Origin of the sequence: Mesorhizobium sp. M1342 (assembly GCF_040317955.1) — a bacterium.
Lineage (GTDB): Bacteria > Pseudomonadota > Alphaproteobacteria > Rhizobiales > Rhizobiaceae > Mesorhizobium.
Genome location: NZ_JAMYLI010000002.1, coordinates 56776 through 70000, shown reverse-complemented (window position 1 = coordinate 70000; position 13225 = coordinate 56776). Strand labels below are relative to the sequence as shown.

Sequence of the window (13225 nt, the reverse complement as noted above, 5' to 3'; positions counted from 1 at the left end):
AAAATACCCGGCGCATCAGCATCTTCAAGCGCGGCATGCGTGGCACCTATCAGCCTTGCGCAAAAAAGCATCTGCACCGCGACCTCTCCGAATATGACTTCCGCCATAATTCACGCGTAGCCCCTGGCATGAACGACGATGCACGGGCCGGTCGCAGCCTCGATGGTATCGTCGGCAAGCGCCTCGCCTCGGGTTACTTCACACGGAAGCGAGCGACGGCGCTTAAGCCGAACCATAATAGGGCCTTTCGTAGGGTTCGGAGCTACCACCTGTGCAGGCTAACTGTATTCGATAGCCGCTTTTCCCGTGCAGATGGATTTCAGATTACGAGCAAATAAGTAAACGTCTCCGAAGTAATTCGGATACATTTCCACAAGCTTTTCTTTCTTATCTACCTCGACCAAGACAGCCTTCACCTCACTGCCCCTTAGCTCGATTTTTTGCTCGATCTCTTTCAGTTTTCGCGCACCTAATATAAGCGCCCAGAACGGCTCGATGGACAATTTATGATCTTTTCCATATTGAAGCAAATAGTATCGAGTTTTGGCTGCTTTATGTACGAAGTTTTCTGGGCAGTGAGTAGTATTATTGATTTTTTCTAGTATGCCGATCGCATCTATACGCTTGTTGAGATCCTGCAATTCTCGAACCCGGTCATTGTGATCCGGAACACTTACATGAACGGGGCACTGCTCAACGTGCGCGAATTCCGCCGACATAAGCTGGAAAAGGCGAAGCCAATCCTGGTCGCCCTCTCCGTGCTTCAAATCCTGGCCCCGGAATAGCCCGACAGCCTCAACCGCAGTTGCCCATGAGTGCTGAAGCTTGGTACGAACTTGCAACTCGATGCGTCGTCCGTCGAAAGCCTCGGTGTCGGCATCTCTGGGTCGGTATTTGAAAACAATATGGTGACTTCGATACCCGTCCGGCTTCGGCTCATCGATATAGTTAAACTCCCTAGAGTGGATCTCATGGGGGAACTTGTCTCGCATCGATGCGAGAAGCGAGCGAACACCTTTGATATCGGCCATGATCGCTCGGCAACCGCCGATGTCGTTCATGGTGTCCAAATTGGTGGTGGACTCTCGAAGCTTCCGACGAATGGATGCCATGCGCTTCGGCCGGGATGCCATGTCGCCCTCCAGTCGCAGGGCTCTTATGTGATGACCGACAGAGAACCGAACGCTGCGCATCGGCAGAAAGTGCGAGTCGCGCCAGCTATTGGCGATTGAGAAGATTTCGAGTGCGTCCACATACTGGCCGACAGTGATGTCTCGTCCGAACTGAATAGGTTTTGCCAGCCGGTCGCCTGCCTTGCGAACGGCTTTCATGCTGTAGGCAAGGCGCGGGTACTCAGTCATTGGAGCCAAGAAATCAAGATAGCCCGCCTCATTCTGGACTGGCCGGACTATCGCAGGGGAATCAGATCCCAAGAGTCATATCCGTTTGGGTAAGCGAAGTACCATAGCGCGCGACATCGGATCTCCGCGAGCGATCGTCTCGGCCGTATCTGCCTAGATCGCGCCCCTGGACATGACGCGGACGTAGATGCCGTCACGGTCAGCCAGCTTATAGTTCTTTTCAGTGCTTTAAGGGCGACGCCGACAACATAGCAATTGCCTCCTGAAAGATACCTCAGGACAATTGAAGGCTTCATGGCAGGAAATTGCCTTTTCTCCATCGCATTGGGCATTAAAAAGCACCACCGTGAGCCTTATTGCTCTGATGGTGGTACCTAGAAATCCGGGTGGGCGATATGCGAAGGTTCATCAAAGCCAATCGACGTTTGAGTGGGCCTGAATCATTCCCACTCGATTGTTCATGTCGGCGACGATCAGCGTCGGTGGCGGCAGTTCATCGAGGATTGGTCTTCGAACGATCTCCTCCCCATCGGCGGTGGCGCGACCGATAGGCCGCATGTTGAGGACGGCCATGCCGAAGCCGGATGCGACGGCCGAGCGCACCGTTTCGTAAGAGCGCGTGCGAAAGCGCACCTCCGGCCGTTTCGCCAGCTCCTCGATCGGCTCTCGAACGCGTGAGGACGATGCTGGGAAATCTTCCTGAATGATCCGTGCGGAACATTGGAAACCTTCGGACGGGTTCGTTCTGGAGCCCAATGCCCTAGAGGCAGCAACAGAGACCGAAGCCAACCTAGCGCTCACTGCCGGACCGGGAGCCGGCAAGACGGAGATGCTCGCAACGCGCCGACTTTCTCCTGCGGACGCGAAGCTGCAGATACCCAAAGCGTATCCTTGCGATCTCCTTCAAGGTCGATGCCAGCACGAACCTCAAGGCGCGCGTAAGGCGCCGGTGCGGCCACCAGCTTGGGGAACGCTTCGACAGCTTCACATTCCATCGCTTCGTGCTCCGCATAATCCAGCAGTTCCGCCTCGCGCTCACCGGGCAGGACGTACTGGCTGCGGACTTCTCCGTCGGGCCGGCTCGCATCCAGGGCCAGTCGATTACATTCAGGGACATGATCCCTCTTGCGAAGACGATCGTCGAGGGCAGCGTGATCGCGCGGAACGCGCTGAGGAAACATACAGCCAGGTATTCTTGGACGAGTTCCAGGACTGCACCGATCTCCAGTACGGCCTCATTAAGGCCTGTTTCCTTGGAACCGGCGCGCAACTCGTAGGGGATGTCATGGAAAGACAGTCTATCGCTATCGTGCAAAGGGAATGCCTGAAATCCGCCTCCCAGGTCAGCCCGGCGATCCGGAATTCGAGGCTGCCTACGAAAAGGCGACGCAAGGCCAGGGCCTCAAGGCAGCTATTATCGACCTACCCGGTCGGGCGTTGCCAAAGACATTCGGTCATGCTGCGCGGCGGCTTGAAGCGACGATGGAATGGCTGGACTTTGACGAAGCGACGCAGCGGAAGAATGCCCGTCTTATTGAACGCTTCCTTCGGATGCAGGTCGATCCTGCCTGTCCGCTAACTTGGCGCGATACGCCCGTCGAACATCTCGACGCCGACCATCTGCGTTCGATTATAGAAAGCGTCTTTGCCGCCAACAGGACGGTTGCCAAGCACCTGCTGGTCGCAATCAAGAAGCTCTTGTGGGTGGGGATCGAAATTGAGAAATGGATCAAACCGCAGAACGAATCCTCACTGTCGATCCACGTCCGGATTCCTAATCGACCGCCAATCCCGCGTGGCGGGTCCCCATTCGGGAAAAGTTCGAGGCGCGCCATCCGATTGGCTCCCCGCCCCGCACCTGCTACGCGCTCGCGTTCTGGCTCGGCAACCGTCGAGGCGATATCGCCTCGTTGGAATGGGACGATTTGGTTTTCGAGGAGATCGAACTGTTCGACGGGTCTCTAGAGGTGATCGAGGCCTTCGATTTCCGGCAGAAGAAAAACCGCAACCATCACGGCGGGCGCGAGATGTTTATTGGCGCCGCTTGATCGTTCGAAAGGCGGCACGGTGCTGAAGAATGCCTATGGGCACCCATTCGCGGAAAAGAGTCTCACCGGCATGATGGCACATTGGCACAAGCAGGCCGGCATTCCGGAGGGCTACACTCTGCACGGGCTACGCCGTACCTTCGGCACGTATCTCGCCGAATGCAACATCCAAGCGCGCGCTATCATGGAGGCGATGGGGCATTCTTCCATGACGGTGACGGACGAATATGTCCGAGAGGCCAACAAGAAGCGAATGGCTGTCGACATAGCCCGCGCCATCAATGAGCGCGAGGCCAAACGCGATGCGATGAAGCAGCGAGCGGCCCTGCGCGTCGTCAAGTAAGTGAAATCAACCGACCATGCGCAGCGTGGCCATATCAGCGGCCCTTTTTTTGGGGCCCACAATGGATCCAAAACGTTTTGGACCGAGGCATATTTTTATCAATGAAATCAATGGTTATGGTGGTGGTGGCAGTCAGGAGCGAACCAGTCTCTCCCATTTTCCCTGATAAGGGACAAAAAACAGCGACTTTCGGGCGTTTTTCGACTGCGAGAGGGAAACCGTATGGAACTCGCGCTGCAGATTCAATCGCTTATCGGAGAATTCCCTACACGTATTAACAGGGAAGTCATTGTCGGCAAGCAGGGAATTTGAGCGCGAAGGTGCAACCTGAAGATGGGTTTTGCGAGGTAAAGTGACAGAGCCCGCAGCGGGCCAGCCAATGGATAGCGGCAACTCGTACTCTAGTGAAGCTCGGGCATCTGGAAATGGCCTGGCTCCCGATCGCCCGCGAATTTTTCTATCTCGACGAGAGCAGACTGGGCTGAGGGGCCTTGACCAAGGAATGATGTCCCCTCATCCCGTGTCAGCATGTTCGGATTGCCATGAAGATCAAGGGCGCCCGGTCTTGCATAGGCCTCTGGATGATACCACGCGCCTGAGGCAAGTTGCACAACCCCGGCCATGATGTCTTGAGATAGCACCGCGCCGGCGAGGCAAGCACCCCGGTCATTGAACACGCGCACTGTGTCACCGTTCTGGATTCCACGTGCTGCGGCATCACTGATGTTGATAAGGATTGGCTCACGCCCGGCTATTTTTGAAGCCCGGCTCAGCTTTGCGTCGTCGAGCTGGCTGTGAAGTCGAGTCGAAGGCTGATTAGAAATCATATGAAGCGGGAAACGCTCGGCGGCCTTTGCCGAGTGCCATTCCTTCGGCGGCAACCAGACCGGATGGCCAGGGCAATTGTCATAGCCGTAGCCCGCAATCGTCTCACTGAAAATTTCTATGCGTCCTGATGGCGTTCGAAGCGGGTTGGCCATGGGGTCGGCACGGAAATCGCCGAACAGGATGAAGTCGTCCTCCGGCGACGGCACCTCGACAAAGCCTTCCCTCCAGAATTTTGAAAACTCAGGCAACTCTACATTGTGCACCCGAGCCTTCGAGCGACATCCGTCGTAAGCATGCTCGATCCACCCACGAATATCGCGACCCTCCGTGAACTGCTCCTGGAAGCCAAGCCGGCCGGCCAGGTCACTGAAGATGTCGTAGTCGTTGCGCGCTTGGCCAACGGGTTCAATCAGTTGCGGCATCGCGACGATGAAGCGATCGCGGGGTGATGCTCCGACATCATCCCGTTCAAAGGTGGTCGTCGCCGGCAATACGATGTCCGCTTGGCGCGCCGTCGCCGTCCACCAGACCTCATGCACGATGATTGTTTCTGGCCTGTTCCAGGCTTCGACCAGACGGTTAATGTCCTGATGGTGATGGAACGGATTGCCGCCCGCCCAATAAACGAGCTTGATATCAGGGAAGGTTATCTTCTTGCCGTTGAATGGGATTGTCCTGCCCGGCTGAAGCAGAAGATCCGCCATTCGGGCCACTGGAATTGCCAGACCCAGCGGGTTCTTGCCAGACTCCATCGCCGGAGAGCTGGTCGGCCGACGCGGCGTACCCATCCCGTTGATCGACCCATAGCCGAAGCCGAAGCCGCCGCCCGGCAGTCCGACCTGGCCAAGCATCGCGGCCAAAGCGATGAGTGCCCAGTAAGGTTGTTCGCCATGGTCGGCGCGCTGCAATGACCAGGTTGCTGAAAGCATCGTGCGGGCGTCGGCCATGCGCAGCGCTAGACCAGAAATCCTGTCCGCATCAATGCCGGTGAGGCCGGAGGCCCAGGCCGCGGATTTCGGCGTGCCATCCGTGAGACCGAGAACATAGTCGCGGAACCGCCCGTAACCGACCGTGTATCTGTCCAGGAAGGCGAGGTCGACACGTTCGTTGACAATCAGGGTGTGCGCAAACGCCAGCATGAGAGCGGTATCGGCGCCCGGCCTGATCGGCAGCCACTCGGCACCGAGCCAATCACTGAAATCGCGTTTGAGAGGACTGATCGAGACGAACTCGACACCTGCCTCCCGCGCCTGTTTGAGCCAGCCCGGACTTTCGTGGTTGCCGGCGCCTCCGGTGGTGATGAGCATGTTCTTTTCGGCCGCGCCGCCGAACAGAACCATGAGCTTCGTGTTCTTGATGATGCTCGGCCAGTCGGTGACAGGCCCTGCAACGGCTTCGATGCCGCCCACGATGTGCGGCAGCAGCACTGCCGCCGCACCCCAGCTGTAATTGGTCACCTGATCGACGCAACCGCCGAACCCGTACAGGAAACGATGGACAAGCGTGCGGGCGTGATTGATCCGCCCTGCGCTCGACCACCCATACGAGCCGCCGAAGATCGCTTTGTTGCCGTGCTTTTCCTTCACGCCGCGCAGTTGCCGCGAGACCAGCTGAAGCGCCTCCTCCCAGCTCACCGCAACAAACGGCTCGGCTCCGCGCCGCCGGGACAGGTCGCCTGGCCCTCTCAGCAGATAACCCTCGCGCACCATCGGCTGCGCTACGCGCGAGGCGGCATGCACGGCGCTCGGAACGGACTGGATCAGAGCCGATGGGTGGCTGTCGTGGCCGAAGGGCGAGACAGAATCGATCCGGCCGTCCTTCAGGTTCGCTTCGAATGTTCCCCAATGCGCGTGGCTCAGCCTACGGCTCATTGCGCCCGATCGCCTCCGGTGCCGAGCGTTACGACCTCGCTTCGGTAGAGTTCGTCACGGCGTGTATCCATGTGGCTCTGCACCATGGTGCGGGTCAGTGCCGAGTCAGGCCATTCCGCAAGGAGACAGTCGTCGCTGCTTGCCACAGCCGGACCTGCCAGAAGCCGGCCATTGGGCCCGACGATGAAGCTTTGCCCTAGGAAACGTACGCCGCCCTCTTCGCCGGTGCGGTCAGCGCAGGCGATGGTGATTTCATTGCTGCAGGCGGCGGCCATCGCCAAGTGCATCGCCATCGGAGCGACGTTTGGGGCATCCTGGGACTGACGTGGCGGGACGGACCAGTTGCTCGGTGAGGCGACAAGCGTTGCACCGCTTGCTGCCAAGGCGCGGGTCACCTCCGGAAACCAGAGATCGTAGCAGACTGCCAGTCCCACTCTCCCCCAGGGCGTGTCGATGCAAGCGAGTTGATCGCCGAGATCGAAAAGGCTCTTCTCGCGGCCAAAGACATGCGCCTTGCGATAGCGCGAAACAGCCCCGTCAGGGGTGGCGATGACGGCGGTGTTGTAAAGCTGTTCTCCATCCCGCTCCGCCATCCCGGCGATCAGATAGATGTTCAGGCGCAGGGCAATCTCGCACCACGCCTTTACGCTCGTGCCGTCGATGGTCTCGGCGATCGCGAGCAGCTGGGACCGGTCAGGAAACACCAGCCCCGTCGTGCAGCATTCCGGCAGGATCACGATCGAGGCGCCGCGCCGCGCCGCTTCATCGATCTTTACCAGGGACAAAGCGAGATTTGCGGCGACCGTGCCATGCACTGGCGCGTATTGGCTCACGGCAACGATCGGTCGCGTGCCGCTTCCTTCAGGCTGCGACATCTGTATCGCTCCATTCAGTAGCCAGGAAGGCGACGCGATCGCCCGAATGCACGACGGGGTCGCGCCTTACCGCGATCACCCAGCTGTCTGTCTCGACCGCGATGTCCTCGATGACATCACCAAACAGGTTGCGGATGCTACCGATGCTGCCGCCAGCTTTGACAGCTGTTCCAGGCAGTACCTTCGGTTCGAACAGGCCGCCGGCCTTCGCCAGCCGGTGGGCGCGCCTGGTCACCCGCCTTATCTGGCGGGCGACCGGGTCCGACGATGTGGCCAGGATGCCGATCTTGCCAGCCAGCCGCATGAGACCGGCGACGCCATGTTCGACGTGATCCTCCTGCAGCCGGCCGCCGCCGCCAAGCTCGACCATGAAAGCGATCGCTCCCAGCGAAAGCGACTGGTAATCCAACGCGCCGCCGATGTTTCCCGGCAACTCGCCTGACGCGTTGGCGACGGGCATGCGGCAGGCAACCGTGGGCTCAAAACACGCTATGTGCGCCAGCAATTCGGCTTCTGAGACCCGCGCTTCCGGATGGACCTTGTAGACGGCGTAGGGCGCGGCATCGAATGGCGTGCCAAGCGTGTGGATGTTGATCACCACATCGGCGGACTTGCCGAAACGATCGAAAAGGGCCGCCGCGGCGCGCTCGGTCGCAAAACCGTTCGCCCGGCCGGGAAAACTCTGATCCATGTCGATGCTGTCGATCAGGGCCGTCTTGCGCCGCTCGTCGAAGGCCAGCACGTTGGCAACCGGTGTCACCACGACGCTGCCGGTCATCACGAACGGGTCGAGCCGATCGAAAAACCGCTGTGCGGCAAACACACCATTGATTTCGTCACCGTGTACGGCGGCATTCACCCACAGACAGGGTCCGTCACCCTGGCCGCGCTTGACCAGATAGGGAATGCAGATCTCGCGCCCGCTTGCGGTGGTGCCCGCACTGATCGTGCCGCGTTCGGTAATGGGCGCAACAAATGGCTGCGACTGAGGGACACGCTCGTTCATGCTTTGATCCGTCTATCTCGCGGTTGTCAGACTGGCGCGGCCGACCTTGCCAGAGCAGGCTTGGGTGAAGCGCTGGCAGAGCCGAACGGGTAGTCGGCGGCGCCGCATTTGATCGACAGCGTTCGCGCTTCTTCGTGCAGCAACGCGATCAGTGAATCCGTCTCCTCCTCAGCAAAGAACCGGTCGGGAATGATGAGGCCGAGGGCAGCGACGGTGTCGTTCGAGCGCCCCAGCACCGGAACGGCAATCGCAGACAATCCAGGAGCGCTCTCCCCTCGGGTCAGCGACACGCCGCTGTCTCTTGTCTCCTCGACCTGGCGCCGAAACACCTCGGGATCCGTCACGGTGGAAGGCGTGATCGGATCAAGGCGACGATTGGCGACAAACGCCTCGAAGCCAGCCGGTGTGAGACCCGCCAGCAGGACCTTGCCGGCCGACGTCGCATGGAATGGCAGTCTGTTGCCGACGCGCCAGCGCCCGTCGATATAGTGCGGGCCTTCAACAGCGAGGATGTGCAAGATGAGATCGCCGCGCATCACGCTGAGCGTTGTCGAATGGCCGGTTCGCTCGACGATCTGTCGCAACACCGGCAAGGCGGCATGCGCCAGCGGCTGCGATTTGATGTAGTTGGAGCCGAGCTCAAACGCGGCAAGGCCAACGCGATAGCGGCGCGTCTGTTCGTCCTGCTCCAGAAATCCGTTGGCGCGAAAATCGGCGAGCAGCCGCGATACCTTGCTTTTCGGCAGGGCCGTCGCTTCGGCGATTTCCGTGACCGAAAGCGTCTGTTCCTCGGTTTCGAACAGCTTGAGCAGTTTGAGCGCTGTATCGAGCGTTTTCATCTTTGATGGCTGCCTCCGGTTTCGAACATGCTGACGCTTTCAGTTCAGGATCTGGAACGCGGCGTCAGTCGGCATCTTGCCCGCGCCATTGACCGTCTGGATGTCCTGCGGACAAGCCGAAATGACCATCAGCAGATCCGCCTTCACGTCGAAGAGAACATGGTCGCCCGGCCGTGAGACCGGAGGCTCGCGGGTGATGACGCCTGCGCCTGACACCGGAAAGTTCATGAACAGGTTGAGCGGTCCGGGTGTGAAGGCCAACTGCTTGCCAACGCTTGCCAACGCGGCGTGGAAGTTGTCGTTGCAATTGTCGTGGTAGCCTTCGTATTTCAGCCGCTCATAGGTCTTCCGGCTGCAGCAGCACATCAACGTGTCATGGATGCCAGGCGACGTGTCCTCGATCACCGTGAGCATCGGGGTGAACAGGTTGCTCACATAGGTGTCGCCGGTAGCCGGTATGATGCGGCTGGTCGATGATCGCGTATGCTCCATCGACATGTACTCCTTCATGTCATTGAGAGCGAAGGCCCAGGTGTCAAGCACCTGCGACCCGTGCGTGTTGATGATCTTCAGCCGGCTCCCGCGACGCACCTCGAAGGCAATGCCTTTGCGGGCCGGGATGACAGTTGTTTCGGCATGGCTCATGTCTCGCTCCATATGTCTGTCGTCTCAACCACCGGCTCGCCGCCGAGGAAGGCAGCCTTGATACGGGGATCATGCATGACGTCGCTGGCGGGGCCGTCTGCGAATTTGCGGCCGAGTTCCAGGACGATCGCGCGGTCCGAGATCATCAGCGATCCGAACACATTCTGTTCCGCCATGATGACAGTCACGCCTTTGCCCCGGATCGAATTCACCGTCTCGAACACCTCCGACTGCATCCTCGGTGAAAGGCCCAGTGACGGCTCATCGAGCAGAAGAAGCCTGGGGCTGTTTTCAAGCACCATCGCCGTTTCAAGGATCTGCTGTTCGCCGCCGCTCAGATTGCCGGCAAGCTGGCGCCATTTGCGGCGCAGCATCGGGAAGAGTTCGATCACGCTCTCGATCGCGGCCGACGCCCTTGTCCGCGGCAGAAGGTATGCGCCCATCTCCAGGTTTTCATGAACGGTCATCTGGGGAAAGTTGCACCGCCCCTGGGGCACGATGCCGATACCGGTCTTGAGCCTTGCAGCGGGCGACAGTCCCTCAACGGACTTGCCCTCGAAGGTCAGCTTTCCGGAGAAGTGTTTGTTGAGGCCGAAAATGGATTTGAGCAGCGTCGATTTCCCGGCGCCATTGCCGCCGATCAGGCTGGTCACCGAACCGGTGGGAAAGACCGCGGAGAAGTCGCGCACGATCGGATGATCGAGATAGCCGACCGACCAGTCTCTGATTTCGAGTGCGATGTCACTGGCCATGGAATGCTAGCTCCATCGCTACGGCGTCGGCCTTGCCAAGATAGGCGTGCAGCACACGCTCGTCCTCCTTGATGAGGGACGGCGGCCCCTCGGCGAGCTTTCGACCCTGCTCCATCACCACCACCCGGGAACAGTGTTCCATGATGAACTGAACGTTGTGCTCTACTATGATGAATGTCTGACCGTCGCCGTTGAGTGACTGGATGAGGCCGGCGATCCTCCTGATGACCGTCGGGTTAACGCCAGCCAGCGGCTCGTCGAGAATGACGATCTTCGGATTGGACATCAGGGCCATCGCCAGCGCGAGCAGCTTCTTTTGCCCGTAGGACAGGAACGCGGCCGGGAAGGCCGACATCGTCGCCAGCCCCACCAGATGGATCAGCTCGCGGCCGCGCTCGCTGGCCCGACGCTCGGCACCGCGGCAGGCCTGCGTGCCGGCCAGCGCCTGCCACCAAGCGACGCCGTCATAGGCCTGGCGCGCGATCAGCACATTTTCCATGAGTGTCAGCCGGTCATAGACGCGCACATTCTGGAACGTTCGGGAAAGGCCTGCCTGGGCGATCTGCTCGGCGCGCGCGCCAGTCAGCCGCTTCCCGTCAAGCAACACGGAGCCTTGGTCCGCCCTCGTGAAGCCGGTGATACAGTCGATGGAGGTGCTCTTGCCCGATCCGTTTGGTCCGATCAGGCCCAGGATCTCGCCCCGCTCGACCACGAATGTCAGGTCATCGACCGCCCTGATGCCGGAAAATGATTTGCTCAGGCCCTCAACCGAGAGAAGTGGCTGCTGTGACGGCATTATTCGGTCCTCCTCAGCATACGGTTTCGGCGATCGGCCAGATATCCGCCCAGCCCCTGGGGCATGAACTGGATGGTTATGACCAGCACAAGTCCAAACAGGATCATGCGCAGTTCCGGTGCCAGGCGCAGCAGTTCGGGCAGGGCGGTGAAGACAAAGCTCATCAACAGCACGAACCAGAAGTGACCGGCGCCACCGACAATGACGATGATCAACATCATCTGCGCATAGTAGATGTCGAAGATGCCGGGATCGACGATGCCGAGCTTGAACACGTAGAGCGCGCCGGCGAGGCCGCCGATGAGAGCCGAAAGAGCGAAGGCCGACAGCTGGTGAAGGAAGACGGAAATCCCTTGCGATCGCGCCAGATTCTCATCGAGGTTGACCGCGACGAACGCCCTGCCGACGCGCGATCGAAGAAGCCACCAGGTCGCCGCGACGACCAGGGCACCGCAGCCCAGCGCGATCCAGTAGAACCCAGACGCCGTGTTGCCATCCAGCAGGATCGCATCACCCAGGCGAACCTGCGGAGACGGCAAACCGGGAATGCCCATGGCGCCCCGGGTCAGAGATGTCCAACTGCGCGCGAGCAGTTGCAAAAGCAGGCTGAAGCTGAGCGTGATGACGACGAACGCATCGCGCGAAACGCGCAGCGCGGCAAGCCCGCCGACAAGCGAGGTGACGACGCAGACGGCACCCGCGCAGCCAATCGCCGTCCACGTCGAAAAGCCGTGATCGGTGACCAGCAGAGCCGATACATAGGCCCCAAGGCCCCAGAACCCGACCTGCGCGAACGACAGCAGGCCGGCATAGCCATAGACCACATTGAGGCCGGTGCTGGCGACGGCGAAGAAGATGGCAAGCGTCCCGATGCCGGTGATGTAGTCCGATGGCGACCAGAGTGGGAGCGTAAGCAGGATGACGGCACCTGCCGACAATCCAAGCCGCCGCAAGGGAGGCCAGGGCGAATTCATGCTGGCGGCGGCCATGCTCATATCCTGACCCCTTTGCCGAAAAGACCAATCGGCCGGAACTGCAGCATCGCGATCATCACCAGGAACACGGCCGCATCCTGCAGCGAGGCCGACCCGAGGCCACCGGCCAGGCTTTCGGACACGCCAATGATCAGGCTGGCGACGACGGCGCCCGGCAGATGCCCGAGACCGCCGATGATGACGATCGCGAAAGCCTTGAACAGGATTGGCGCGCCCATCAGCGGATGGACTGTAAAGACTGGCGCCAGCACCGCACCGGCAAGCCCTGCCAGAGCCGTCCCGATCACGACCGCATGACCGGCGATGACCGTGGGCCGCATGCCAACGACGAGAGCGGCCTCGCGATTTTGCGACAGCGCCCGGATCGCCATGCCGAACCGCGTCCGTGTCAGTACGAGATGCAGTGTGGTGATCGAAACAATAGCGAAACCGACAGCGATCGCCTTGATCATCTCCACCCGCAACCCCAGGAAAGTAATGTCCTTGAAGCTGAACTCGGTGTCGACGATTTGCGGCGTGGCGCCGTAGAAGTAGATCAGCGCATTCTGGACAACGATGCCGATGCCGAGCGTCAGGATGATGCCGCGCTCGAACTCACCCTTTCGGATATGCCGCAGGAAAAGAACGTAGAGGAGATAGCCGAACGCGGCGACGCCGAGCGCCGACACAAACGCCGCCGGCAGGAAGCCGAACCCGAAATGGCCAACCAGCAACGCCAGGGCCAGTGCGCCGAGCGTATAGATCTGCCCGTGCGCGAAGTTGACGATTTCCAGAACCCCGAAAATCAGCGACAGGCCGACCCCGATGAGCGCGTAGATCGCGCCCATCACCAGGCCGTTTAGAATGAGTGTCGAGACAAGCATGAC

General features: G+C 60.0%; 14 protein-coding genes and 1 pseudogene. 4 read left to right on the top strand and 11 right to left on the bottom strand.

Translation table 11 applies throughout. The features are described from left to right. Nucleotides 1-17: 17 nt before the first annotated feature. Nucleotides 18-185: pseudogene (locus tag NKH06_RS02015) on the top strand (IS1595 family transposase); the annotation flags it as partial. Nucleotides 186-278: 93 nt separating this feature from the next. Here the strand turns inward: NKH06_RS02015 and NKH06_RS02010 are convergent. Beyond that, nucleotides 279-1433, bottom strand: coding sequence for a RelA/SpoT domain-containing protein (locus NKH06_RS02010; RefSeq protein ID WP_245273101.1), 1155 nt, complete (start codon nt 1431-1433; stop codon nt 279-281). A 336-nt stretch (nt 1434-1769) separates the two neighbouring features. Next, nucleotides 1770-2150 (bottom strand): type 2 periplasmic-binding domain-containing protein, encoded by a 381-nt coding sequence (locus tag NKH06_RS02005; RefSeq protein ID WP_206638033.1) that lies wholly within the window; start codon nt 2148-2150, stop codon nt 1770-1772. Between the two features lie 11 nt (nt 2151-2161). On the opposite strand from NKH06_RS02005, the gene NKH06_RS02000 reads away from it, so the two are divergent. From NKH06_RS02000 to NKH06_RS01990, 3 genes are all read left to right on the top strand, one after another. Beyond that, the gene (locus tag NKH06_RS02000; protein WP_348629834.1) at nt 2162-2638 is read left to right on the top strand and encodes a UvrD-helicase domain-containing protein; all 477 of its coding nucleotides are present in this window, start codon (nt 2162-2164) and stop codon (nt 2636-2638) included. Between the two features lie 43 nt (nt 2639-2681). Then, entirely contained in the window at nt 2682-3326 is a 645-nt protein-coding gene (locus tag NKH06_RS01995) for a hypothetical protein (protein ID WP_245273103.1), read from the top strand. 102 nt (nt 3327-3428) lie between these two features. Continuing rightward, entirely contained in the window at nt 3429-3752 is a 324-nt protein-coding gene (locus NKH06_RS01990) for a tyrosine-type recombinase/integrase (RefSeq protein WP_245273105.1), read from the top strand. Between the two features lie 401 nt (nt 3753-4153). On the opposite strand, the gene NKH06_RS01985 is transcribed toward NKH06_RS01990, so the two are convergent. From NKH06_RS01985 to NKH06_RS01945, 9 genes are read right to left on the bottom strand one after another with little or no spacing between them, the layout of a single operon-like run. Next, nucleotides 4154-6451 carry a molybdopterin-dependent oxidoreductase gene (locus NKH06_RS01985; protein WP_352892048.1) on the bottom strand — a complete coding sequence of 766 codons (2298 nt, stop codon included), beginning with the start codon at nt 6449-6451 and terminating at the stop codon, nt 4154-4156. Next, nucleotides 6448-7326 carry a nitrilase-related carbon-nitrogen hydrolase gene (locus tag NKH06_RS01980; RefSeq protein WP_352892046.1) on the bottom strand — a complete coding sequence of 293 codons (879 nt, stop codon included), beginning with the start codon at nt 7324-7326 and terminating at the stop codon, nt 6448-6450. Before NKH06_RS01980 ends, NKH06_RS01985 begins: the two co-directional genes overlap by 4 nt. After that, nucleotides 7313-8332, bottom strand: coding sequence for a M14 family metallopeptidase (locus tag NKH06_RS01975; RefSeq protein ID WP_352752179.1), 1020 nt, complete (start codon nt 8330-8332; stop codon nt 7313-7315). The genes NKH06_RS01980 and NKH06_RS01975 overlap by 14 nt, the downstream gene beginning before the upstream one ends. Nucleotides 8333-8358: 26 nt before the next feature. Continuing rightward, the gene (locus tag NKH06_RS01970) at nt 8359-9171 is read right to left on the bottom strand and encodes an IclR family transcriptional regulator (RefSeq protein WP_352892044.1); all 813 of its coding nucleotides are present in this window, start codon (nt 9169-9171) and stop codon (nt 8359-8361) included. Nucleotides 9172-9210: 39 nt separating this feature from the next. Further along, nucleotides 9211-9816, bottom strand: a complete 606-nt coding sequence (locus NKH06_RS01965; RefSeq protein WP_352752175.1) for a DUF1989 domain-containing protein — start codon at nt 9814-9816, stop codon at nt 9211-9213. After that, complete coding sequence (locus NKH06_RS01960) at nt 9813-10568, bottom strand: ABC transporter ATP-binding protein (RefSeq protein WP_352752173.1); 756 nt, start codon at nt 10566-10568, stop codon at nt 9813-9815. The genes NKH06_RS01965 and NKH06_RS01960 overlap by 4 nt, the downstream gene beginning before the upstream one ends. Further along, nucleotides 10558-11364: an ABC transporter ATP-binding protein gene (locus NKH06_RS01955; RefSeq protein ID WP_352752171.1), complete on the bottom strand. Its 807-nt coding sequence runs from the start codon at nt 11362-11364 to the stop codon at nt 10558-10560. Before NKH06_RS01955 ends, NKH06_RS01960 begins: the two co-directional genes overlap by 11 nt. Next, on the bottom strand, nt 11364-12353 hold the full coding sequence (locus tag NKH06_RS01950; RefSeq protein WP_352892043.1) for a branched-chain amino acid ABC transporter permease: 990 nt from the start codon (nt 12351-12353) through the stop codon (nt 11364-11366). Before NKH06_RS01950 ends, NKH06_RS01955 begins: the two co-directional genes overlap by 1 nt. A gap of 2 nt (nt 12354-12355) precedes the next feature. Beyond that, entirely contained in the window at nt 12356-13222 is an 867-nt protein-coding gene (locus NKH06_RS01945) for a branched-chain amino acid ABC transporter permease (protein WP_352892042.1), read from the bottom strand. Nucleotides 13223-13225 lie beyond the last annotated feature (3 nt).

Bases quoted from the DNA above. Each gene is read 5' to 3' on its own strand.
- NKH06_RS01950 (WP_352892043.1), bottom strand. From the start codon at position 12,353: ATGGCCGCCGCCAGCATGAATTCGCCCTGGCCTCCCTTGCGGCGGCTT.
- NKH06_RS01980 (WP_352892046.1), bottom strand. From the start codon at position 7,326: ATGTCGCAGCCTGAAGGAAGCGGCACGCGACCGATCGTTGCCGTGAGC.
- NKH06_RS01975 (WP_352752179.1), bottom strand. From the start codon at position 8,332: ATGAACGAGCGTGTCCCTCAGTCGCAGCCATTTGTTGCGCCCATTACC.
- NKH06_RS01965 (WP_352752175.1), bottom strand. From the start codon at position 9,816: ATGAGCCATGCCGAAACAACTGTCATCCCGGCCCGCAAAGGCATTGCC.
- NKH06_RS01960 (WP_352752173.1), bottom strand. From the start codon at position 10,568: ATGGCCAGTGACATCGCACTCGAAATCAGAGACTGGTCGGTCGGCTAT.
- NKH06_RS01985 (WP_352892048.1), bottom strand. From the start codon at position 6,451: ATGAGCCGTAGGCTGAGCCACGCGCATTGGGGAACATTCGAAGCGAAC.
- NKH06_RS01945 (WP_352892042.1), bottom strand. From the start codon at position 13,222: ATGCTTGTCTCGACACTCATTCTAAACGGCCTGGTGATGGGCGCGATC.
- NKH06_RS01970 (WP_352892044.1), bottom strand. From the start codon at position 9,171: ATGAAAACGCTCGATACAGCGCTCAAACTGCTCAAGCTGTTCGAAACC.
- NKH06_RS01955 (WP_352752171.1), bottom strand. From the start codon at position 11,364: ATGCCGTCACAGCAGCCACTTCTCTCGGTTGAGGGCCTGAGCAAATCA.
- NKH06_RS01995 (WP_245273103.1), top strand. From the start codon at position 2,682: ATGCCTGAAATCCGCCTCCCAGGTCAGCCCGGCGATCCGGAATTCGAG.